1 protein-coding gene is annotated in these 26,856 nt (G+C 62.8%); it reads right to left on the minus strand.

All coding sequences use genetic code 11. From position 1 onward, the window contains the following. Window positions 1-26,793, minus strand: coding sequence for a non-ribosomal peptide synthase/polyketide synthase (locus P0M12_RS28610; protein WP_277377184.1), 26,793 nt, complete (start codon window positions 26,791-26,793; stop codon window positions 1-3). Between the last annotated feature and the right edge of the window lie 63 nt (window positions 26,794-26,856).

Raw genomic sequence — 26,856 nt, forward strand, 5'->3', positions numbered from 1 at the left:
TCATGCCCGTTCGGGGTATCCGGAAAACATCGAGAGCACCCGGGCGAGCACCGGTCCGATGACCGCCATGGCCGGAGGTTCGATCATCTCGTTGTGTTCGCAGCGCACGGGCACCTCCACGATCCGGCCCGTCACGAGTGGGCTCCATTCCTGCGGCGACCTGTCGCGCGGAATCGTGTCGTCGTCTCCGGATGCCAGGAAGATCAGCAGATCTCCTTCGTAGACCTGGGGAACGAACTGGTGCGTGATTCTCTGCGAAGTCTCGTACCCTCGGGCAATCCGTTCGAGGTCCCGACCGTCGACTCCCGTCTCGGGCCCGAGCCTCCGGGCCAACACGGCCGCCGCCTCGTCGAAGGTCAGATCTCGGTCGGTCTCGATCTCGAGGCCGAGTCCTCGCAGTATGTCTCGGACGTCGAGTTCGGCTGACGCAGGGGCATCGCCGTTGTCGGGGTAGCTGTCCATCATCGCCAGTGTGGCGACGTCGCGGCCGGACGATTGCAGTTCGACGGCCATGGCGTGCGCGATGACTCCGCCAAGGGACCACCCGAGTAAGTCGTACGGCCCGTCCGGCGAAACGGCCTCCACCTCTTCGACGTAGCGATGGGCTAACTGTTCGATCGACTGATAGTCACCGTCGTCGCTGAGAGCGGGGAGCTGAAGTCCGTACACGGGTCTGTCCTCGGGCAGATACCGCACCAAGCCGGCATACCCCCAGGACAGGCCGATACCGGGGTGCACACAGAACAGCGGTCGCCCAGTCCCTTTCGTCCGCAGTGGAACAACCACGGCGAGAAGCTCTTCCATACCGGCGTCGGCTGTCGGCATGTCGAGGCGTCGAGCGATTCCAGCGGGTGTCGGGTCGAGGAACATCCACTGAAGCGGGATTCTCCGTCGGAAACGAGAGTGCAGTGCGCTGACGATTCGGGTGGCCACCAGGGAGGACCCGCCCAGGTCGAAGAAGCTGTCGGTAGTGCTCACCCGGTCGACACCCAGAACCTCGACGAACGAGTCGACCACGGCGCGCTCGGTGTCGGTGACCGGCTCGCGGAACTCGGCTGCAGCCGAACCGAATTCGGGTTCCGGTAAGGCCTTTCGGTCGAGCTTGCCCACCGGTGTCATCGGAATCCGCTCGAGAAGCACCACTGCCGACGGAACCATGTGCGAGGGTAGTCGGTCGGCTGCGTACGCCCGTATCTCGTCGGTGCCGGTGGCGTCAGCAGCTGACGCACGCACGTACGACACCAGGACCGTTTCACCCGACGGTCCCGTGTGGCCGACAGTCGCGGCGAAGTCCACCGACGGATGGCGTGAGAGAACTGCATCGATTTCCCCGAGTTCGATCCGAAAACCACGGACCTTGACCTGGAAGTCGCTGCGCCCGATGTATTCGAGCGTGTGATGCACTCCATCGCCGGAGCCAACGATTTTGGCACTGTCACCGCCGGATTCACGCCAACGCACGACATCTCCGGTGCGGTACATCCGGCGCCCCGGCGACCCGTACGAGCAAGCGACAAATCGTTCCGACGTGAGCGACGCCCGATTATGGTACCCACGTGCCATACCTGGACCGATGATGTACAACTCCCCCGGCACGCCCACCGGGACGGGCTGCAAACGCTCGTCCAGCACCAGGAAGCCGAAGCCCACTGCCGGCGAGCCGATGTTCACTCCCGCACCGGGTTTCATCGAATCGCTGACGCTCGCCTGCACGGTGGTTTCAGTCGGGCCGTAGCCGTTGTGCAGCCTCCGACCCGGCGCCCATTGCGCGACGACCTCCGGCGGGCAGGCCTCGCCCACCAGATCGAGAACACGGAGCGCCTCGAAACCGTTGTCACCCAACGCCGCCAGCGCGGTCGGTGTAATGGTGGCATGAGTGACCTGCTCGCGCCGGAAAACATCGGCCAATTCGGCGCCACCGTACACAGCAGGCGGAACGATCACGACTTGCGCCGAGGCGCTGAATGCCATCGTCAACTCGAAGATGGAAGCGTCGAAACTCGGCGATGCCAACTGAGAGACATGAGAGTCGTGGGTGACCTCGAACCTCTCACGAGTTTCGGCCGTGAAGCTCGCCAAACCTCGATGAGTAATGTTCACTCCCTTGGGTTTCCCGGTAGATCCCGAGGTGTAGATCAGGTAGGCCGGATGATCGAGGTTCAGTTCACCGGTTCGATCGTCATCGGTGATCGGTTCCGGCGACAGCGCGGCTACCCGCCGGGCGAAGTGTGGGTCGTCGAGTTCCAGCCAGGGAACAACGTCGGGTAGGTGAGTTCGGCTGGTCTGAACAGTCAAACCGAGCGAGGCTCGGCAATCGGCGAGCATGTATTCGACGCGCTCGCGCGGATAGGCCGGATCGACAGGCACAAAAGCCGCTCCGGCTTTGGTCACCGACCAGATCGCCACCACCGATTCGATCGAGCGAGGCATTCCCAGTGCCACGAAGGTCTCCGGGCCCACACCGCGACCGCACAACTCCCGGGCAACACGATTCGACCACTCGTCCAGGTCGCGATAACTGAGCTGCCGGTTCTCGAGCGACAGGGCCACCGAGTCAGGATCGATCGCCACGGCGTCCGCCAACAACTCAGGCCACAATTTCGGAGGTACTTCGGGGAGCCCATGCGCCGGCGTCAACTCGCGACGTTCGAGATCGCCGAGTAGGTCGATGTCACCGATCGGTACCTGCGGATTCCGGGTCACGGCCTCGAGCACACGAACGAACATGTCGGCAAAACCGCCGACCGTACCGGGGTCGAAGAGATCAGTGGCAAAGTCGACGGCTCCGCTCATCCCTCCCGGTTCACCGCGATCGTCGTACTCCTCGGCCAGAAGGAATTCCAGGTCTACCTTCACTACCTCGAGTTCCGGGTCGATCCCGCGGACTTCCAGTCCCGGTAGCTTCAGAATCGGTCGTTTGTTGTTCTGGAATTCCAGCGACACCGAGGAAATCGGTGCATAAGCGCTCGACCGTTTCGGCCCGACCGCGTCCACTACCCGCTCGAAGGGCACGTCGGAATAAGCGAACGCGGCGAGGTCGACTTCGCGGCAATGCTCAACCAACTCGCGGAACGATCGAGCCGGATCCACCTGTGTGCGCAGTGCGAGCGTGCCGACGAACATGCCGACCAGATCATCGAGGGCACGATCTCCCCGGCCGGCGATCGGCGTGCCGATCACGATGTCGTCGGTGCTGCCCAAACGTGCCAGCAAGAGCGCGAGCGCTGCATGCACAGTCATGAATGCAGTGGACTCGTGCTGCCGCGACACGTTCAGAATACGGCGGTGAAGATCACTGCTGATCGAGAAGTGAATCCGCGAGCCGTGAAAACTCTGTTGCGTCGGCCGGTCTCGATCGAGCGGAAGTTCCAAGAGGTCGGGAGCACCTGACAATGCACGTCGCCAGTAAGCCAACTGCTCACTGATCACCGACCCGGGGTCGTCGACTGAGCCCAGAATCTCCCGTTGCCAGAGCGCAAAGTCGGCGTACTGGACTGGAAGCGGCGTCCACTGGGGATCCCCGCCGTACGCGTGGGTCTCGTATGCAATCATCACGTCTCGGGTCAACGGAGACATCGAGAAGCCGTCAGCCGAGATGTGGTGCACCACTACGGCAAGCACGTGTTCGCGCTCATCGATGGTGAACAACGCTGCCCGCAGGGGAATTCGTGCGGCGACGTCGAAACCGGCCGAGACCATCCGGGCAAGCTCGTCACGGAGATGATGTTCGTCGGTCACCGATGTCTCGGTCAGTTGCGGCAGCTCGGCGCTCTCGGTGGGCAGGATGTGCTGGACCGGTCCGTCACCGTGGACCGGGAACATCGTTCGCAGCGATTCGTGGCGGGCGATGACATCGGACATCGCTGATCTCAAGGCCGGTTTGTCGAGTTCACCGCTCAACCGCACCACGAGCGGAATGTTGTATGCAGGAGAACTGGTGTCGAGTTGATTGACGAACCACATCCGCTGCTGAGCAAACGACAAGGGGATGTTGTCGGGTCGGGGGCGCGGTCCCAGTCGCTCCGACCCTTCGGCAACCGACTGGCCGATCACCGTAGCCAACTCGGCCACCGTCGGCGTCTCGAACAGATCCCGCACGCCTACGGTAGCTCCGAGCACCGCCCGTAGCCTCGCCGCGACCGAAGTGGCGCTCAGAGAATTTCCACCGAGCTCGAAGAAACTGATGTCGGTACCGACTCGTTCGAGGCCGAGCACCTCGCCGAACACGTCCGACACTGCCTGTTCGACCGGGCCGACCGGGGGACGGAAATCCCCTGTGGTCGTCTCGATTTCGGGTCTTGGCAACGCCGAACGGTCGACTTTTCCGACAGCGGTCAACGGAATGTTCTCCAGCACCGTGAGAACGGCAGGCACCATGTGCGAAGGCAAGCGCCGGGCCACGGCGCGAATCAGAATCCTGGTGTCCAGTCGACCCGCCGTGGGCACGACGTACGACACGAGTCGGGTGTCTCCGGTGGGGCCGGAATCGGCAACCGTAACGGCAAAACCGACGTTGGGCTCCGACATGAGCACACTGTCGATCTCACCGAGTTCGACACGGAAGCCTCGAACCTTGACCTGGAAGTCGCTTCGCCCGACGTACTCGACACACATGTCCGCCGTCCATCGCACGATGTCGCCGGTGCGGTACATCCGCGTTCCTGGGTCAGCCGGGTTGGCAACAAAGCGTTCTGCCGTCAACCCCGCCCTTCGGTGATATCCCCGTGCCACGCCTGGTCCGGCCAGGTACAGCTCGCCGGGGACCCCGACGGGAACCGCTTGAAGTCGAGTGTCGAGCACCAGTTCGCTGACGCCCCTGACGGGTCCACCGATGGTGATTGGTTCTCCGGCGGTCATCGGCGGGCTGACGTTGGACATGATCGTTGCCTCGGTCGGTCCGTACGCGTTGTACAAGCGGCGGCCAGGTGCCCAGCGAGCGACGAGGTCGGGCGGGCACGCCTCGCCCCCGAATACGACTTCCGAAAGTTGTTCCAGCCCAGCCGGGTCCACCGATGCCAATGCCGCTGTGGTGACGAACGCGTGCGTGACGGCGTGCTCTGCCAGAAGTTGCGCCAGGTCCTCGCCCCCGTAGATCCCGGGCGGAGCGATAACCATCGTCGCCCCGGCTCCGAAAGCCTGCAGATACTCGAAGAGCGACCCGTCGAAACTCGGAGTGGAGAAGTGCAGCGTGCGTGATTGTGGAGTTGCGCCGTAGCGTTCGAGCTGGTCTCGGGCGAAGTTGTCGAGCCCTCGCTGCGTGACCACGACGCCCTTGGGCACGCCGGTCGACCCCGAGGTGTAGACCACGTAGGCAGCTGAATCCAACCCGATCGGACGGAGTCGGTCGTTGTCGGTCAACGGGCTCCCCGAGAATCCCTCGCACTTCTTCGTGAAATGCGGATCGTCGATAATCAGCCACTCCGCGATATCGGGCAATCGATCTCGGCCCGCGGTGGTGGTCAATCCGAAGCTGACCTTCGAATCGATCAGCATGTGATTGATCCGCTCGTCCGGATAGTCGGGATCGATCGGCACGAACGCAGCGCCTGTCTTGGCGACGGCAAGTATCGACACCACGGACGCCAGAGAACGTGGGACACCGACCGCTACATAGTCCTCGGTTCCCAGGCCGTGCGAGACGAGCATGCGAGCAATGCGATTGGAAAGGATGTCCAGCTCGCCGTAGGTCATGCTGCCGTCCGCCGATTCCACGGCCGGTGCGTTCGGATCACGCTGGGCTGCCTCGTCGAAGATGTCCGGGAAGACGCGCGACGACCCGCCGGCCGTGCCACGGACTGGCACCAATTCAGCATGTTCGGAGGCTGCGAGCACCGACACCACAGCCAAGGGACGATCCGGCTGGGTACACGCTTCGAGTACGCGCCGCAGTCGTCCGGCGATCTCTTCGATGTCGGCGGCACCGAAAACCTCGGGTATGTACTCGAATTTCAGGCGGAGCCTGGTGTCGACCGATGCTACGAGGCTAAGCGGGTAGTGGGCAGCGTCCTTGGCTTCGACATCGGTGATCCGGACCCCCGCAATATCGGTATCGGACGAAAGCCCTTGACGGTCAACGGGATACGATTCGAAGACAGTCAACGTGTCGAATCCGATCTCCGGCCCCGCGCCTACGTGGATCTCGGAAAGCCCGAGACAGTGGTGATCCGACAGCTCTGCTTGCTCGGCCTGGATCCGCGCGAGGAGTGTGCCGATACTTTCACTCGGGCGCAGCGTGATTCGGACCGGAATTGTGTTGATGAACAGCCCGACCATGGTTTCGATCCCGGTCAGCTCGGGAGGTCGACCCGACACCGTCGCTCCGAACACCACATCGTCTCTCCCGGTCAGTGCAGCAAGGACGATCCCCCACGATGCCTGAACAATCGTGTTGATCGTCAGCCCGAGTTCACGCGCCATTCCGCGAAGTGAGGTTGTGAATTCCTCGTCCAGATCGAACACCCACTCGGCCGCCATGGTCGAGAGTCGACGCGATCGAACCGCTGGAGCCAACAGCGTCGGTCCTTCGACTCCGCTCAGCGTCCTCGCCCACACTGCTCGGGAAGCTTGCTGATCGCGGCGGCTCATCCAGGTCAGATAGTCGCGATACGCGCGCGCGTGAGGCAAGGCCGCCACTTGACCGTCGGCGGCATAGAGCGTCGCCAATTCCCGGATCAGCAGGGGCATGGACCAGCCGTCCAGAAGGATGTGATGATTGGTGAGCACGAGCGTGAACTTTTCGGGGGCGAGAGCGATCAGGGTGAATCGGATCAACGGCGCCCGTGCCATGTCGAACGGGCGCGCTCGGTCCTCGGCCAGCGCTCGATCAATTTCCTGATCTGGTGCACCAGTGAGGTCGATTTCCTGCCACGGCGCTGCCACGTTGCTTCGGACCACCTGGACGGCACGGCCGTCGGCGCTGTGAAGGAAGGCGGTACGCAGGTTCTCATGCCGGCCGAGCAGCGCGTCGGCGGCGCGGCGCAGGCGCTCCGAATCGACTGCGCCGGCTAGATCGAGAGCCACTTGTACGAGGTATGCGTCGACAGATCGTTCGGCCAATTCGGCGTGGAACAACAACCCCGCTTGCAGTGGAGAGAGTGGCCAGACATCGCTCAGGTCGGGACACCGACTTTCGAGGTCGTCGATCGCCTCCTGTCTAAGATCGACCAGATCGAAGTCCGAGGGTGTGAATCCGCCGCCGCCCGCCGCGAACTCTGCGAGCCCGGCCAGTGCGTCGAGCCACCACTGCCCCAGTTGCCGAACGTCGTCCGCACCCAGAATGTCCGGTGGGAACGTCCAGCCGGCAACGAGCTGCGGACCGTCCTCGGTATCGCTGTCGACCGTCATCACGTTGACCTCGAGGACGCTGGCGAGTGGAAGATCGACGGCCGCAACCGTCCGCAGGTCCTCGTCACGGATCGGTACCCATCCCGCTGTAGCGTCGGCCTCGGATCCACCGACGCGTCCGAGGTAGTTGAAACTGATCTGGGGCTCCGGAAGTTGCGAAAGTGTTGGTGCCGTTTCGCGGTTCAGATAGCGCAGCAACCCGAAGCCGATGCCGCGGTCCGGCACCGCCCGGAGTTGTTCCTTGACGGCCTTGGCAGCGACGCCCGCAGCCGGGCCGCCGGCGAAGGCGTCGCTCGGATCCACTCTGCTCAGATCGATCCGCACCGGGAAGATCGACGTGAACCATCCCACCGTGCGAGCGAGATCTGCCCCGGGAACCACCTGTTCCTCGCGTCCGTGCCCCTCGAGACTGATCAATGTCTCCGGATTGTCGATGCCGCGGTCCATGCGCCAGCGGACCATCGCAAGTGCCAAAGCCGTCAACAATCCGTCCTCGACGCTCCCGTGAATCGCCTGCGGAACTGTCGTCGACACGGCCTCGGTCAATCCCGTGGGAACTCGTACTTCGATGTCAATGGTGGCCGAGGCGGTGTCCCTCTTCGTCAGGGCGCGCACACCCAGAGTCGGATCCGGGCCCTCGAGCACCTCTCGCCAATAGTCGATTTCAGCGACCCGATCCGGCTCGCGCGCGGCGTCGACGAGGCCATGTGCCCATCGACGCATCGAGGTTCCGACCGGAGCAAGTGACGGGTCGACGCCTGTCTGCACCTGCGCACAGGCAAGTGCAAGATCGGGGATCAGGATTCGCCAGGAAACGCCGTCCGTCACGAGGTGGTGCGCCACGATTAGCAACTGTTTCCGGCTCTGCCGGTCCTTTTGAATCTGTCCGTCGGTGTCGAGCAGGACTGCCTGCACCATCACACCTGCCTCCGGGTCGAGCCGCCCCAGAGCTGCGTCGAGTTCTGTCGAGACCGTCTCCGCGGCAGAACCCCCGAGGCTCCCGTGGCGTACGACGGTCTCCGCCCGCACCGTACCTACAGGCGCAACGTCCATCCGCCGAGCGGATTCAGGATGATGCGTCGCCCGGATGCCTGCGCGGAGGATGTCGTGGTGGTCCAGCACAGCCTGCATGGCCAGTGTCAGCGTGACCTCGTCGAGCGTGGCAGGAACCGAGAGCAGAACAGATTGGGAGTACCGGCGAAAATCTCCACCACGGTCAAGCATCCATTCGACGATCGGCGTCAATTCGATCTCACCGACGCCGCCGCCAGGCAATTCGTCGACGACGACACGGTTGCCAGCCGTTCCGGCCGTCTCGGACAGCGCCGCAACAGTTTTGCGTTCGAACACCTCGCGCGGTGTGATCAGAACTCCGGCAGACCTGGCGCGCGTCACCAACTGGATGGACATGATCGAGTCACCGCCTAGAGTGAAGAACGAATCGTCGACCCCCACCTCCTCGAGTCCCAGAACTTCGGCGAACAGACTCGCAAGGATGTTTTCCGTCGCGGACGCGGGGCCACGACTTACGGTTGCCTGTCGCCCGAAGTCAGGTTCAGGCAATGCATTCCGGTCGAGCTTTCCGTTCACCGTCAGCGGCAAACCCTCGAGAACCGTCACGACAGCGGGGACCATGTGGGGCGCCAACCTCTGTGAGACATACTCGAGCAACGCCGCCGGAGAGATAGTGGCACCGGACTCCGGCACCACGTAGCCCACCAACCGGTCTCTGCGGGCTACCACCGCCGACTGAGACACGCCCACTCCGGAGAGCAGTGCAGCCTCCACCTCGCCGAGTTCGATTCGGTACCCCTTCACCTGCACCTGCAGATCGTTTCGTCCGAGGTACTCCAGCTGCCCGCTGTCGTTCCAGCGCCCCAGGTCACCGGATCGATACATACGCGCACCACTGACCGCGAGGTCGGGAATGAACCGCGCGGACGTCAGACCGAACCGGCCGAGGTATCCGCGTGAAACCTGATCACCGGAGACATACAGTTCACCCACCACACCGGGCGGCACCGGGTGCAACCGCTGATCCAACACATACACACGCAATCCGGGTAACGCCCGACCAATCACCGAGGCCGATCGTTGACGCACCAGCACACGATCGAGCGGTAAATGGCTGACGTGCACAGTGGTCTCCGTGATGCCGTACATGTTGACCAGATCTGGTGACGAAGTCCCGCGGCGGGCGTACCAGCGCGTCAACTGTCCGAAGTCGAGCGCTTCTCCGCCGAAGATCACGTAGCGCAATGACAGGGCCGCACCCCCGGTAAGCCGGTCGGCTTCCGCCAATTGATAGAAGGCGGTGGGAGTTTGATTGAGCACCGTGACACGTTCGTGCCGTAGCAATTCGAGGAATGCCTCTGGTGAACGGGCCGTGAAGTAGTCGACCAGTACCAGTCGGCCACCGTGTGCGAGTGCGCCCCACATTTCCCAGACCGAGAAGTCGAATGCCTCCGAATGGAACATCGTCCACACATCGCCGCTGCCGAAGCCGAAGAGCGCTCTGGTGTTTGCCAGCAACGTCACTACGCTGCGGTGAGAAACCTGCACCCCCTTCGGGCGCCCGGTGGACCCCGAGGTGTAGATCACGTAGGCCACCGATTCGGGTCGGAGCGGTAGCAGCCGATCTCGGTCGGTCACCGCAAGCGGAGAAAACCTGTGCAGTGCATCGAGAATCACCGGGTCGTCTACCGCAATCACTGGAATCTCGCTGTCTGCGATTGCGTCACTGTCTCGTATGTAGTCGCCGTCGGCCCGGGTGGTCAACACACACTTCGGCCGGGCGTCACGCAGCACGAAGTCCACCCGGTTTACCGGAGAAGTCGAGTCCACCGGTACGTATCCGCCACCCGCCTTCACCACCGCCAGCAATGCCACCATCAGGTCGATCGAGCGGGCCATCGCGACTGCCACCAAGGTTTCCGGCCCCACCCCCTGCGCCACCAACAGTCGAGCAAGGCGGTTTGCTCGCTCGTCGAGTTCGCGGTACGTAACCGACAATCCGCCGCAGCGCACCGCCACGGCAGCACCGGACGTCCGCGCCGTGCGATCGAAGAGATCCGACAACGAATCCTCGTCTGTTCCGGCGCCAGAGGGCGTGGGCGCAACCAGCAACCCGCTGAGTTCGCCGGCCAGAATCATGTCGATATCACCGACGACCACCGACTGGTTCTCGGTCACGGCGCCGATCACTCTTTCGAAGCGCGCCGCGATGCGCGCCACCGACATTCGATCGAAAATATCTGTTGCATAACGGAAACCGGCGCTGATACCAGCGGGCTCACCGTGCTCGTCGCCGTGCTCCATCACACTCAGTTGCAGATCGAATTTCGCAACCGCGAGATCGACGTCGAGCGAGCGAACCGTCAGTTCCGGCAAGTCGAAGCGCAGTCCCGTATCGGTCTGGAATTCGAGGAGTACCTGAAACAGAGGTGAATGCTCGGTGGAACGGTCGGGCGAGAGGTAATCCACCAACCTCTCGAAGGGGATGTCTGCATGGTCCAGAGCACCGAGATCCGTTGACCGCACCGCGGCCAACACCTCGGCAAAGGTTGCTCCGGATGAGACAGGTGTGCGAAGGACGAGCGTGTTGACGAACATCCCGACCACATCGTCGAACACCGATGCACCGCGACCTGCGACCGGAGTCCCGATCACTACGTCGTCCGCTGTAGTGAGCCGTGCCAGCAATACCGCCAGAGCCGCATGCATCACCATGAACAGAGACGAACCGTTCTGGTGTGCGAGTTCGTTCAAAGCTCGATGGATCTCGGGCGAGAAGTCCATCGAAACCACCGCGCCCTCGGCAGACCGTTTCGAGGTTCGTGGTCTATCGAGAGGGAGCGGCAAGACGTCCGGAATACCCGACAGCTTCGCTGTCCAATAATCGAATTCGGCCGAGGGCGAAGTTTCCGGACCAACGTCTGCGTCGACGATCTCACGCTGCCAGAGGGTGTAGTCGGCGTACTGAATCGGCAGCGGCACCCAGTCCGGGCTCCGACCTTGCGTGCGCGCGGTATATGCACTCATCAGGTCGCGTGCCAGTGGTGCCATCGAGAAGCCGTCTGCGGCGATGTGGTGAACAACGATCGCGAGTACATGCTGCTCCGGTCCGGTTCGGAGTAACCTCACGTGCAGCGGGAACTCTTCGGACACATCGAATCCGATGTCGAAGAACGCGTGCAAGTCCGTGAAAAGCCCCTCGCCGGGAATCGGCACGGGGTGGATTCGAGGAGCAGCGACCGCGGGTTCGGCGATCACCTGGTAGGGCCCGTCTGCGGACGCAGGAAAGATCGTTCGAAGGGATTCGTGCCGTTCCACCACATCACCCAGCGCGGCTTGGAGCGCACCCGAATCCAGGAACCCGTCCAGTTGTAGTGCGACGGGGATGTTGTAGAGCGGAGACGACGTGTCGAACTGGTTGACGAACCACATCCGCGATTGCGCGAACGACAGCGGAATACGTTCTGGCCGTGCCCTACTCGTGATGGGCACACGAGTAGCTTCCTCGAGTCCAGGCTCGCCCGGCGCGGAGTCGATTGGATCTATCGAGGCCGCCAGGTCCGCGACCACGGGGGCGTCGAACAGTGCATTGACCCCCATATTGGTGTGCAATGCGGCGTTGATGCGGGCGATGACTCGAGTGGCGCTGAGGGAATCCCCGCCGAGTTCGAAGAAACTGTCGTCGGCACCCACCTGGTCGAGACCGAGAACGTCGGCAACAGCACGGGCGATTCCGATTTCGGCAGGAGTGGCGGGAGTCCGAAACGCAGCGCTCGCAAAATCAGTGTCCGGGAGGGCTTTACGGTCCAACTTCCCATGCACCGTCACCGGAAACTCCCCCAACACCACCACCACCGACGGCACCATGAACCCCGGAAGAGACCTCCGCACCCCCTCCAACACCACCACCTCATCGACCACCACCCCCACCTCACCCACCACAAACCCCACCAAAAAATCCCCACCCACACCCGACCGCAACACCACCACCGCACCAGCCACCCCCACCTGAGCAGCCAACACCGCCTCCACCTCACCCAACTCCACCCGCTGCCCCCGCACCTTCACCTGAAAATCCGTGCGCCCCACAAACTCCAACACCCCACCACACCCCCACCGCACCACATCACCCGTCCGATACACCCGAGCACCCACCACCCCCGACACCGGATCCGCCACAAACCGACCCACCGTCAAATCCACACGACCCTCATACCCCCGAGCCACCTGCACCCCACCCACATACAACTCCCCCACCACACCCACCGGAACCGGCCGCAACCGCGAATCCAACACCAACACCCGCGTATTCCACACCGGCCGACCAATCGGAACACCCACCCCCACAACACCCTCCACCACATGAAACGTCACATCCACCGACGCCTCCGTCGGCCCGTACAAATTCACCAACTCCGCACCACACACCCCCGCAAACCGCCCCGCCAACACCGACGACAACCCCTCACCCGACACAAACACCCGACGCAAACCCGAACACCCCACCCCCAACTCCCCCACGCTCAACTCCCCCACGAACACCTCCAACATCGACGGCACAAAATGCACCACCGACACCCCCCACCGCTCGATCACACCCACCAAATACACCGGATCACGATGCCCACCCGGATCCGCCACCACCAACCGCGCACCCACCATCAACGGCCAAAACAACTCCCACACCGACACATCGAACGACACCGGCGTCTTCTGCAACACCACATCCCCCACACCCAACGGAAACTCCCCCTGCATCCACAACAACCGATTCACCACCCCCGCATGCGACACCACCACCCCCTTCGGACGACCCGTCGACCCCGACGTGAACATCACATACACCGCATGCTCAGGCAACAACACCCCCAACCGATCCCCCACCCCCACCGGACCACCCGAAAACCCCGAAACATCAACACAACCCACATCAACAAACCCCACCCCCACCGGCAAACACCCACCATCACCAACCCGCGACAACACCACCACCGGATCCACCACACCCACCACAAACCCCACCCGCTCCACCGGCGCACCCACATCCACCGGAACAAACACCCCACCAGCCCGCACCACCGCAAACACCGCCACCAACAACTCCACCGACCGCGACAACGCCACACACACCCGCGACTCCGGACCCACCCCCAACGAAATCAACAACCGCGCAAAACGATTCACCCGAACATCGAACTCACCCCACGACAACACCACCCCACCACACACCAACCCCCCACCACCCACACCAGCAAACCGCCCATCCAACACATCCACCAACGTCAAACCCCCCACCACAACCCCCACACCGTCCCAACCACCCACCACCAACCCACGCTCACCGGCGACAAACACGTCGACCTCACCGACCGGTGTATCCGCGTTCGCTGCAAAGGCGGCAAGAATCCGCGACATTCGCTGTGCAATGGTGTCGACCGCGGCGCGGTCGAATGCCGCCGGCTGGTACCGCAGGCTGACCTGCAGCGTCGGTTCCGCGACCGACAGCACGGTGAGCGGGTAATGCGTGGCGTCGCGGGCATTCACAGCGGTGACGCGCATACCGGCAATGTCGGTGTTCCCGCCCATCCCCGAGGTATCGATCGGATACGACTCGAAGACCGACAGTGTGTCGAACAAATTGCCTGTCCCTACGACAGATTGAATCGCGCCGAGTCCGACATAGTGATGATCGAGCAGAGCTGTCTGCTCGCTTTGCAGTCGAGCGAGCAGCTGCGTACACGTCTCGTCCGGATCCAGTCGCACTCGGACAGGCAACGTGTTGATCAGCAGCCCCATCATGTTTTCCACACCAGGCAACTCGGGTGAGCGGCCCGAAACCGTGACGCCGAAGACTACGTCGTCACGGGAAAGCATCCGAGACAGTAGGACACCCCACGCCGCTTGGATCACCGTGTTCATCGTGATCCCGCTCCGTTGGACCAGCGCACCGAGTCCGTCGCGCACCGAATCGGGTAGATCGACGGCAACCTCTTCGGGCACCAGCTGCTCCGCGATCGGCGTCGAAGGCGCCAACAACGTCGGCTCGTCGACGCCTTCCAAGGCGTCCTCCCACGCCGCGAGCGAGGTCTCCATATCGCGGTGCATCAACCATTCCAGATAGGTGCGGTACGACGGAGTCTCGGGAAGATCGGCCGGGGTCCTCTCGACCGAGAGACTGTCGTCCGCGTATCGCATCAACAGTTCGCGAACCAGCAACGGCATCGACCAACCGTCGAGAACGATGTGATGGTTCGTCACCACCAACACACACCTCGTCGGCGAGATTCGCAGCAACGTCAGCCGAAGCAGTGGCGGCGAAGCGAGGTCGAAGGGTGCACTGCGATCCTCGGCGAGGCGGCGCTCCAGATCTGCGTCGGTTGCCGATCCGCGATCACTCAGGTCGACCTCGGTCCAGGGAATCACGGCATCGTCGACAATCAACTGCACCGGTAGGCCGTGTACGTCGTAGACGAACGCTGCACACAGATTCGGGTGGTTTGCCAATAGTCCGGCAGCAGCGCCGCGCAAACGCTCGGAATCAACCGCTCCTTCGAGCTCGACGAACAACTGCGCTGTGTAGACGTCCGTCGACGTGACCGCCAGTGAGGCATGGAACATCAGCCCGGCCTGAAGGGGCGACACCGACCAGACATCGTGCAATCCGGGGAAGTCGTTCTCCCAGCGTTCGATCTGTTGTTGGTCGACCGAGACGAGGGGAATGTCCGACGGCGTCAGACCGCCCGCATCAGGTCGCGACGCGTGCGCGCTGAGTCCGTCGAGCGCACGACGCCACAGTTCCGCGAACTCCGCGATGTCAGACCTGTCGAGCACTCCGCGGGGAAAGGTGAAAGATGCTGTCAGGCACGGCCCGTCGACGTGGTCCTCAACCGCGGCGTTGATGTCGATCACGGACGCCACAGGCATGGACGGGTTCTGGGTTCCGCCGAGCCTTCGATTGCCCTCCACCGGCAGCCAGTCCTGTGTTCCGTCAGAGGAGCTGATCCGGCCCAAATAGTTGAAACTGATCTGAGGAGAACGGAATCGGCCGAGTGGGTCGCTCTCGCCCGACAGGTACCGCAACATCCCGAATCCGATTCCATGATCGGGGATCGCACGCACGTACTCTTTGACAGCTTTGAGAGCCCGCCCGGCGTCGGCGCCACCTGCCAGTGCGTCGTCGACGTCGATTGCGCCGAGGTCCACGCGCACCGGGTAGAGCGTGGTGAACCAACCAACGGTGCGACCGAGGTCTGCGCCAGGAACCACCCCTTCCTCGCGGCCGTGTCCTTCGAGAGTGATCAGGGCGGCAGCGGTGTCCGAACCGCGGCGTCGTCGCCACCCGATCGAGGCCAACGCAACAGCGGTGACGAGTCCGTCGTTCACGCCGGCGTGGAATGCCGCAGGAACCGTGGTGAGAAGGTTCCTGGTCACCGAAGGCGAGATGTCCACTGTAACGGTGTCGACCGTGTCGTCGACGTCGATCGTGGGATCGAGTGGGCGCGAACCGATCAACGGGTCATCGCCGTCCAGGATCGTTATCCACATGTCCCGTTCGACGCTCCGGTCGCCCACGTGCTCGACAAGCCCATGCGCCCATCGCCGGAACGACGTTCCGATCTGTGGCAGTTCGGGCGTGACACCGGCCTGGAGTTGTGCTGTCACGGACGCCAGGTCGGTGACCAGAATGCGCCACGAGACGCCGTCGACAACCAGGTGATGAATCACCACAAGTAGTCGGCCCCGCCCGGTCGACACGTCAGGTTTGTCGGCCAGGTCGAACCAGATCACGCGCACCATGTCAGCCGCGGCGGGATCCAAGCTGTCGGCCGCGGCCTCGAGTTCTCCCGACGCCAAGGCCCTGAAACCTTCGTCGTCCACCGAATCGACAGCTACGCGGTGGATCAGTCCTTCGGCCGAGATCGAGCCGGGTGGTAAGACTTCCATGACCCGGTCACTCTCAACCAAGCGAGCTCGAAGCATTCCGTGGCGGTCCAGCAACACCTGGAGACCACGGACAAGGAGGTCCTGGGTGAGATCATTGGGAGCTGTCAGCAAGAGCGCCTGGGAGAACCGTTTCACTCCGCCGCCACGCAGCCCGCCACTGCTGCGGTCGAGCATCCACTGCGCCACCGGGCTCAGTGGAACAGTTCCGACAGCGGATCCCGGTAGCTCCGCGAGTACATCAGGCCTGTCCTGCTCAAGGTGCGCCGACTCGGCAAGCGCGGCGACGGATTTGTGGTCGAAAACATCTCGGGGTGAGACGATCACACCCGCATCGCGAGCGCGGGCCACCAATTGGATGGACATGATGCTGTCTCCGCCGAGCTCGAAGAAGGAATCGTGCACTCCTACCGCGTCGAGACCGAGAACCTGCGCGAACAGAGCGGCAAGAAGATTCTCGGTTTCCGTTCGCGGTGTCCGGTCGGGTGTGGCCGTGGACGAGAAATCGGGTGCGGGAAGCGCTGCGCGGTCCAGTTTTCCGTGAACCGTCAGCGGAAGTGCGTCGAGCACCACCACCGCCGCCGGCACCATGTACGACGGCAGGCGCTTGCCTGCATGGGCGAGGACGTCTCGCGGATCGACACTCGCTCCGCGATCGGGAACCACGTAGCCGATCAACCGATCCCTGCCGTCGCCGTTCCAGACGGCCGTCACCGCCTGGGCCACGCGCGGGTGCGTCTGCAGTGCCACCTCGACTTCCCCGAGTTCGATGCGGAACCCACGGACTTTGACTTGGGCATCGGTGCGCCCGAGATACTCCAGCCGTCGGTCGGGCGTCCACCGCACGCGATCGCCCGTGCGATAGATCCGCGTTCCCGGCGCACCGAAGGGATCTGCGACAAACTGCGTGGCGGTCAACGGGTATCGCCGGTGATAGCCGCGAGCGAGAGCCGGCCCGGCAAGATACAACTCCCCCGCGACACCTACCGGTACCGCTCGCAGACGCGAGTCCAGCACTACCTCGCTGAATCCGCGAGTAGGTGTGCCGATAGTGACCGGGTCGTTCGGAGCCAGTGCCGCACTGATGCTCGACACGACAGTTGCCTCGGTAGGACCGTAGGCGTTGAACATCTTTCTGCCCGGAGCCCAGCGGGCCACCAATTCCGGCGGACACGCTTCCCCACCTGTCACGACACAACCGACAGTGGTGAGACCGTCTGGGTCGACGGACGTTAAGGCCGCCGGAGTCACAAAACAATGGGTGACGCGCTCGCGCTCCAGTAACGCCGCCAGTTCCGACCCGCCGTAGACGGTCGGTGGCACGATCACCATCGTGGCTCCAGCACCAACGGCCATCACGAGCTCGAGAACCGACGCGTCGAAACTCGGCGAAGCGAAGTGCAGAGTTCTGGATCGGGTCGTGGCGGCGAAGGTCTCACGCTCCTGGAGCGCGAAGTCGCTCAACCCGCGATGTGTGACCGTCACGCCCTTGGGTGTTCCTGTCGACCCCGACGTGTAGATCAGATAGACCGGATTGTCGATGCGAATCGGTGCCTTCCGATCCGCGTCGGTGACTTTCGATGGCGAGTACGCCCGCAGCCGTTCCTCGAAACCGGCATCGTCGAGGACCAGCCACGGCACGAGGCCGGACAATGCCGCGTTGTGAGCTCGAGACGTTATCCCCCACCCTGCACCGGAGTCGCCCAGCATGTGCTCGATACGAGCAGCAGGATGTCCCGGGTCCACGGGAAGGAATGCCGCACCTGTCTTGGCAATGGACCACACCGCCAGAACGGACTCGATGGAGCGTGGGAGACACAACGCCACCACCGATTCGGGACCCACTCCGGATTCGATCAGCATGCGGGCCAATCGGTTCGACTGCGCGTCGAGTTCGAGATAGGTCACTTCACGTTCCTCGAACACCAGCGCAACGGCGCCGGGATCCTGGGCAGTCGCCATATCTGTTGCTGCAGTCAGCAAATCCGGAAGGGTCTGAACAGCGGCGGAAATCTCACCTCGCACGGGTACCAGTTCGGCTGACTCATAGGCGTCGAGGATCTCGATATCTCCGATCCGTGATTGCGGATCCTTGATAACGCGCTCGAGAATCCGTTGCAGGCGGTCGGCGAAGCCCGCTACCGTTTCCTCGTCGAAAATATCTGTGGCATATCCGAATTCGGCGCGAAGACCGTCCGATTCGCCGGCTGCGCCGGCGTTCTGCGTCACCGTCAACTGAAGATCGAAGTTGATGGTGTCGATCTCGACGCCCACGTCGGTCACCTGCAGGTCGGGGAGTTCGAGTGCAGGCCGTTCGATGTCTTGGAACTCCAACATGACTTGAAACAGGGGCGAGTACGCCGTCGAACGTGAAGGATTCACGATCTCGACGACTCTTTCGAACGGCACGTCCGCGTGAATGAAGGCGCTCAGATCTACGTTTCGGACCTGGTCGAGGAAGTCTCCGAAAGTTGCGCCGCGGTCCACTGCAGTGCGCAACACCAACGTGTTGACGAACATGCCCACCAGGTCGTCGAGTTCGCGCTCCCCACGCCCGGCGATGGGAGTTCCGACGGCTACGTCGTCCTCATCACTGAGCCTCGCCAGCAGCACTGCCAAGGCTGCGTGCACAACCATGAAGACCGTGGCGTTGTGTTTGCGCGACAGGGCAACCACACCGGCATGCACCTTCGGACCGAACACGAACCTGATCCGTCCGCGTCGAAGCGAACGCACATCAACACGCGGTCGATCGGTCGGAATGTCGAGAACCTCCGGTGCGCCCGCAAGATTCTCGGCCCAATAGCCGAGCTGTTTCGAGATCAGAGACCGAGAGTCCGATTCCGAGCCCAACCAACCACGTTGCCACAACGCGTAGTCGGCATACTGGATCCCGAGCGGCGCCCACTGCGGTGCCTCACCGTTCACACGGGAGGTGTATGCGCTCATGAGATCTCGGGCCAGCGGTACCGTGGAGAATCCGTCGGCGGCGATGTGGTGAATCACGATCACCAGGACATGCGAGTGGACCTGGTCGTCTCGCCGCAACAAGGTGGCGCGCATCGGGACCTGCTGCATGACGTCGAAACCATCCGAAACGATCTGCCGGCAACGCTCGCGCAGCTCTTCCTCTCCCTGCACAAGTATCGGTGCAAGATCCGATACCACCTGTGAGGTGGACATGATCACTTGACGCGGGCCGTCGTCAGTGAGAGGAAAAACAGTGCGCAAGGACTCGTGCCGCTCGACGACGTCGACAAATGCCGCGTGAAGTGCACTCAGATTCACTGTGCCGTCGAGCCTCAACGCGCACGCGACGTTGTAGGCGGCGGACTCGGGGTCGAACTGATTCGCAAACCACATTCGCTCCTGCGCCGGCGAAAGTGGGATATCCGTCGTCGTACCCCGCGGCCTCAACGCCGGCTTGGCCCCCTCTCCTCCGCGACACTGCGCCAACTCGGCCAGCGCTGCAACGGTAGAAGCATCGAAGACGTCGCGAATGTTGATCCGTTCGCCGAGAACAGAATTCACTCGCGCAACCAGCCTGGCCGCACTGAGAGAGTTCCCACCCAGGGCAAAAAAGTCGTCGTTCACGCCCACCGTCGACGTTCCCAGCAGATCATCGAAGATTGCGGCAACCGTCTCCTCGACCGGCGTTCGCGGCGCAACAAACTGCAGCGGTTGAGGTTCGAAGTTGACGTCCGGGAGGGCTTTACGGTCCAACTTCCCATGCACCGTCACCGGAAACTCCCCCAACACCACCACCACCGACGGCACCATGAACCCCGGAAGAGACCTCCGCACCCCCTCCAACACCACCACCTCATCGACCACCACCCCCACCTCACCCACCACAAACCCCACCAAAAAATCCCCACCCACACCCGACCGCAACACCACCACCGCACCAGCCACCCCCACCTGAGCAGCCAACACCGCCTCCACCTCACCCAACTCCACCCGCTGCCCCCGCACCTTCACCTGAAAATCCGTGCGCCCCACAAACTCCAACACCCCACCACACCCCCACCGCACCACATCACCCGTCCGATACACCCGAGCACCCACCACCCCCGACACCGGATCCGCCACAAACCGACCCACCGTCAAATCCACACGACCCTCATACCCCCGAGCCACCTGCACCCCACCCACATACAACTCCCCCACCACACCCACCGGAACCGGCCGCAACCGCGAATCCAACACCAACACCCGCGTATTCCACACCGGCCGACCAATCGGAACACCCACCCCCACAACACCCTCCACCACATGAAACGTCACATCCACCGACGCCTCCGTCGGCCCGTACAAATTCACCAACTCCGCACCACACACCCCCGCAAACCGCCCCGCCAACACCGACGACAACCCCTCACCCGACACAAACACCCGACGCAAACCCGAACACCCCACCCCCAACTCCCCCACGCTCAACTCCCCCACGAACACCTCCAACATCGACGGCACAAAATGCACCACCGACACCCCCCACCGCTCGATCACACCCACCAAATACACCGGATCACGATGCCCACCCGGATCCGCCACCACCAACCGCGCACCCACCATCAACGGCCAAAACAACTCCCACACCGACACATCGAACGACACCGGCGTCTTCTGCAACACCACATCCCCCACACCCAACGGAAACTCCCCCTGCATCCACAACAACCGATTCACCACCCCCGCATGCGACACCACCACCCCCTTCGGACGACCCGTCGACCCCGACGTGAACATCACATACACCGCATGCTCAGGCAACAACACCCCCAACCGATCCCCCACCCCCACCGGACCACCCGAAAACCCCGAAACATCAACACAACCCACATCAACAAACCCCACCCCCACCGGCAAACACCCACCATCACCAACCCGCGACAACACCACCACCGGATCCACCACACCCACCACAAACCCCACCCGCTCCACCGGCGCACCCACATCCACCGGAACAAACACCCCACCAGCCCGCACCACCGCAAACACCGCCACCAACAACTCCACCGACCGCGACAACGCCACACACACCCGCGACTCCGGACCCACCCCCAACGAAATCAACAACCGCGCAAAACGATTCACCCGAACATCGAACTCACCCCACGACAACACCACCCCACCACACACCAACCCCCCACCACCCACACCAGCAAACCGCCCATCCAACACATCCACCAACGTCAAACCCCCCACCACAACCCCCACACCGTCCCAACCACCCACCACCAACCCACGCTCGGGCGCGCCCAAAATTTCCGTATCCCCTACTGGCACTGTCGGATCCGACACGACCGACCGGAGGAGGCGGACGAAACGCTCGCCGAACTCTGCGACTGTGGTGCGCTCGAAGATATCGGAGGCATAGGTGAAGGCGGCATCGAAACCCATGGGGACGCCGTCTTTGCCACGCTGCTCGGAGAGCGACAGTTGCAAGTCGAATTTGGCGACACCGACGTCGACTGGAACAACATCGACACCCAGTCCGGGTAGTTCGAGGTGGGGATCTGCGGTGTTCTGGAATTCCAACAGAACCTGGAAGAGCGGTGAGCGAGATGACGAACGCTCCGGCGCAACTGCATCGACGACTCGCTCGAACGGCACCTCGGCTTGCCCGAACGCTGCCAGATCGACTTCGCGAGTTCGTGAAAGGATCTCCTCGAAAGTCGCGGCGGTGTCAACGGTGATTCGCAGGACGACCGTGTTGACGAACATCCCGACCAGATCGTCGAGGACTTGCTCGGCGCGCCCTCCTACCGGAGTCCCGATCGCTATGTCCGGCGAGGCGCTCAGCCGTGCCAACAGAACCGCCAGCACTGCGTGCATCACCATGAACGGTGTCGTGTTGTGATTCCGAGCGAGTTCGAGGAGTTCACTGTGCACGTCCGCGGGCACCGAGAATCGGACCGATTCACCGCGCATGGATCGTTCCGCCGGTCTCGGTCGATCCAGCGGAAGGTCGATCACATCAGGGAGACCGGCCAGGGTGGACGTCCAGTAGTCCAACTGCTTCGCCTCGAGAGTGTCCGGATCGTCGTCACTGCCGAGCAGTTCGATCTGCCATTGGCTGTAGTCGGCGTACTGCACAGGCAAAGGCGACCAGTCCGGTGCCCGTTTCGCAGCCCGCGCCGCGTAGGCGCGGGTCAGGTCGCGGGCCAGCGGCTCGAGGGATGCTCCGTCCGCCGAAATATGGTGAACCACCAGCGCAAGGACATGATCGTCCGGCGTGACCCGAAAAAGGGAGCCGCGCAGGGGCACGTTCGCGCTCACGTCGAACCCCTCGCGAGCGAGATCGGCGATGCGCCTGTCCAAGGCTTCCTCGTCCACGGATACTTCCCACGCGATCTTCGACGTCACGCGTTCCGAAGGCACTACTACCTGATGTGGGCCGTCGACCGACGCCGGGTAGACGGTACGGAGCGATTCATGCCGATCGACAACATCTCCCACCGCGCGCTGCATCGCAGCGACATCCAAGGCACCTGACAGTCGGACCACCATCGGAATGTTGTAGGCCGGGGACGACGTGTCAAACTGATTGACGAACCACAGGCGTCGTTGTGCCACAGACACCGGAATCTTGTCCCTGTACCAATGTGCCTGCAGGATTGGACGCTTCGAACGCGTGCGATCAACGCGGGATGACTTCGCATCCCGCACGTGACGGGCCAATGATTCGATAGTCGGTGCTTCGAACAAAGTCCGCACCCCGAAATCGATTTCTTCAACGACATTTACGCGAGCGATCAGCTTCGTGGCAATCAGTGAGTTCCCGCCCAGATCGAAGAAGTCGTCACCCGCACCCACCGTCTCGACGCCTAGAACATCGGCAAAAATCTCGGCGAGCACTAGTTCCTCAGCGCCCTCGGGCGGTCGAAAGTCGTCCGACCGAGCATCGAACCGAGGTGCAGGTAAGGCAGCGCGATCGACCTTTCCCGCCGGAGTTACCGGCAACTCGTCGAGTAGAACAAATGCCGCAGGAACCATGTACGACGGAACACGGCTCGCGACGTACCGCGTCAGCTCGGCCGTCGAGAGCGCACTTCCGCCGGCAGGCACGACGTACGTGGTGATCATCGCTGTCCCGGAGGGAGCCGCACGCGCCACGGTGACTGCATTCTCGACCTGCGGACACGACCGCACGACGCTGTCGATTTCCCCGAGTTCGATACGAAATCCGCGAACTTTCACCTGGAAGTCACTACGACCGACGTACTCGAGTCCACGGCCACGGCGCCACCGCACCAAATCCCCCGTTCGATACATCCGCTGCCCGGGGAGGCCGAAGGGGTCTGCCACGAATCGTTCTGCGGTCAACGCGTACTTCCGGTGATATCCACGTGCGAGCGCGTCTCCCGAGATGTACAGCTCGCCCACAACACCGTCGGGGACGGGGTGCAATCGCTGATCGAGCACGATCTCCTCGAAGCCGCGGAGCGGACCGCCCACTGTGATGTCCTCCGACGACACCATCGGCTCGCCGATGTTCGACATGACGGTGGTCTCGGTCGGCCCGTACGCATTGCACAGCCGTCGGCCGGGAGCCCAGCGCTGCACGAGATCCGGCGGACAGGCCTCACCACCGACCACCACTTCGCCGAAGTCCGAAAGGCCCTCGGGCGAAACTGTTCCGAGCGCCGCAGTAGTGACAAAACCATGCGTGACACGCTGGGATTCGAGGAAGTGAGACAACTCGTCACCGCCGTAGATCGTGCTCGGCGCAATCACCATGGTCGCTCCGGCACCGAAAGCCAGCAGGTATTCGAAAATCGAGGCGTCGAAACTCGGGGTCGAGAAGTGCAATGTTCGCGCATCCTGGGTCGCACCGAACCGCGAACGCTGTTCGGCAGCAAGCGCTTCCAGTCCACGATGCGAGACCGTCACCCCCTTGGGGAGTCCGGTGGACCCGGACGTGTAGATCACGTATGCGGGATTGTCGGGCCGGATCGGGTGCACCCGATCGACATCGGAGATGGAACGCACGGACAACCGTGCAAGTCGGCCACGGAACTCGGCGTCGTCGATCGCTGACCAGGGAACCGAATCCGGCAAGCGATGAAGTTCCGCGACGACCGTGAGTCCCAGTACGGCGCCGGAATCGGTCAGCATGAAGCGAACACGTTCATCCGGATAGGTCGGATCCACCGGCACGAATGCCGCGCCGGCTTTGCTCACGGCCAACATCGCGACAACCGATTCGATCGAACGCGTCATACCCAGCGCCACAATGTTTTCCGGACCGATGCCGCGGTCGATCAATTCTCGGGCCAACTTCGACGAACGCTCGTCGAGTTCTCGATACGTCAACTCGGCATCGAGATACGACAGGGCCACGCCGTCGGGGTGTGTGCGCGCCGCACCGTCGAACAAATCGGCCAGGGTGCGATGCGAAGCGCGCGGGTCACTGCGTACAGGCCGTATCGCGGATCGCTCGACGTCGGACAAGATGTCGATGTCGCCGACCATGATTGCCGGATCCGCTGTGACGGATTCCAGGACGCGCGCGAACCGCAAACCGAGGCCACGTACCGTCTCGGCGTCGAACAGGTCGGTGGCAAACGCGAGCCTTACCGAGATTCCGGACGGCGTACCCACCTCGTCGAAAGTCTCGACTGCAGACACTCCGAGATCGAAGCGGCCGATGTCGCGAGGGTGCTCGTCAGCGCCGGTGACGGACTCGAACGTCACCTGTACAACCGGCGCATAGGCGGGTACATCCTCCACGTGCAATGGCTGAACCAACTGCTCGAGCCGTATCTCGCTGTGCGCCCGCGCATTACTGTGGACCTCGACGACGCTGTACAGGAGCGCCGTGAAAGTCGTCACCAGATCGACGCGACTCCGGATGGCGACGATGTTCGCGTCGGATCCCGCGGGCGTACCGATCACAACATCCGAAGCACCGGACAACCGGCTCACCAGGAGAGCAAAGCTCGCATGTAAGACCGCACGAGTGTCCGTCCCGAGATCACTCGCCATCGCCGTGATCCGCGCGTGGGTGTCGGCGGCGATCAGGACCTCAACCTGTGCACTGTCCAGCGATTGCGTTGCAGGCCTGGGTCGATCGAAGGGAAGTTGCAAAAGTTCGGGCGCCCCGGCGAGCTCATGTCTCCAATACTCGAGGTGCCGGACTTCGCGTTGTCGTCGCTCGCCCTCTCGGGCCGTCGGGCCGTGAATGTCTGCGAGTTCGGCACCGGAATCAGACGCGATCAACTCTTCCAGCAAGCCGACAAAGTTCCGGTAGTGCTCGCGTAAACCCGCCTCCTCGTATCGGATCGGGTTTGCCCGGAAGTCGACACGCAGCCTGTCGCCGCTCGGATACACGTTGACCAGAAGGTCTTCCACCGGCCCGGAGGTGATGATGTGATACTCCCCAACCACCTCGCCCAACTGCACCTCCTGGCGAAACAGCATGACGTTGACCATGGGCCCGGCATATGAGTCTTCGCCTTCCAGACCGCTCGTCACGCCTGCGTCCCGACGGATGTCGTCGAGGCTGCAGCGCTGGTGCCGCAATGCACCCATGAGCTCATGTTGGACCTGGGCGAACAGTTCACCGACGGTGTCGACCGCTGCGACACGGATGAGCAGTGGCGTGACGTTCACCATCATGCCGCCCGAGTCCCGCAGCACCGCCGTAGTCCGTCCGGACATCGGAACATGAATCTGGACAGTCTCTTTCGCCGTCATCCGCGCGAGGTACAACGCGAGCGCAGCGATGACCGGGGCAGCGTGGTTCTCGGATTCGTAGAGAAGGGCACAACTTCGGTCCGAGATCAGTGTGCTTTCGAGTCGGCTCTCGGTTTGCGCGGGCCCAGAAGCCTCCGCCAGGCTGGATCCAGCGAGGGTGGTATTGCGCTCAGCCCAGTACTCCCGGTCGGCGGCGAATCGATCCGACATTCTGTACCGCTCGTCGATGTCGTACAGCGTGCGCAGTGTCGCGGCACGACTCGGCTGCGAGTCCTTTCTCGCCGCCGAGGCTGAGTACCGATGCGCAATGCGGTTCATCATGGTCATGGCGCCGAAACCGTCGAGCGCAACATGATGGATGCGGCTGTACCACAGATAGTGCGCGTCACCCACGCGCAGCACAGCGGTCGCGACGATTCCGTCGACTGCCAGGTCGAGCTGCGTCCGGCAATCTCGGCGCATCCACCCGAGGGCATCCTCGATCGGATCGGGGGACCCACGGAAGTCGACCAAACCGACCGAGATTTCGGCCTTCTCATCCACGTACTGCATCGGGTGACCGTCGATCTCGATCACTTTGAGCAAAGGAGATTGAAACTCGTATGCCACCGCTCGCGTTTCGCGATCCAGCAGTTCGACGTCGAGTTCGCCGCGCAGCTCCACGTAGTGCGCTATCAGAATCGGGACTTCGGGATCGAATTGCTGAGCGAACCAGGTTGCCCGTTGGGCGGCCGAGAGCGGAAAGAGCGTCTCACCAGAAGGGTCGGTCCGACTTACCTCGAAGGGTTTCACAGCGCCCCGCCCCGCATGATCTCCGCGGCCGCCGAGTGCATAGCCGCGTCCGAATCAACAGCG

This window comes from Rhodococcus sp. RCBS9, from assembly GCF_029457415.1.
Lineage (GTDB): Bacteria > Actinomycetota > Actinomycetes > Mycobacteriales > Mycobacteriaceae > Rhodococcus_F > Rhodococcus_F qingshengii.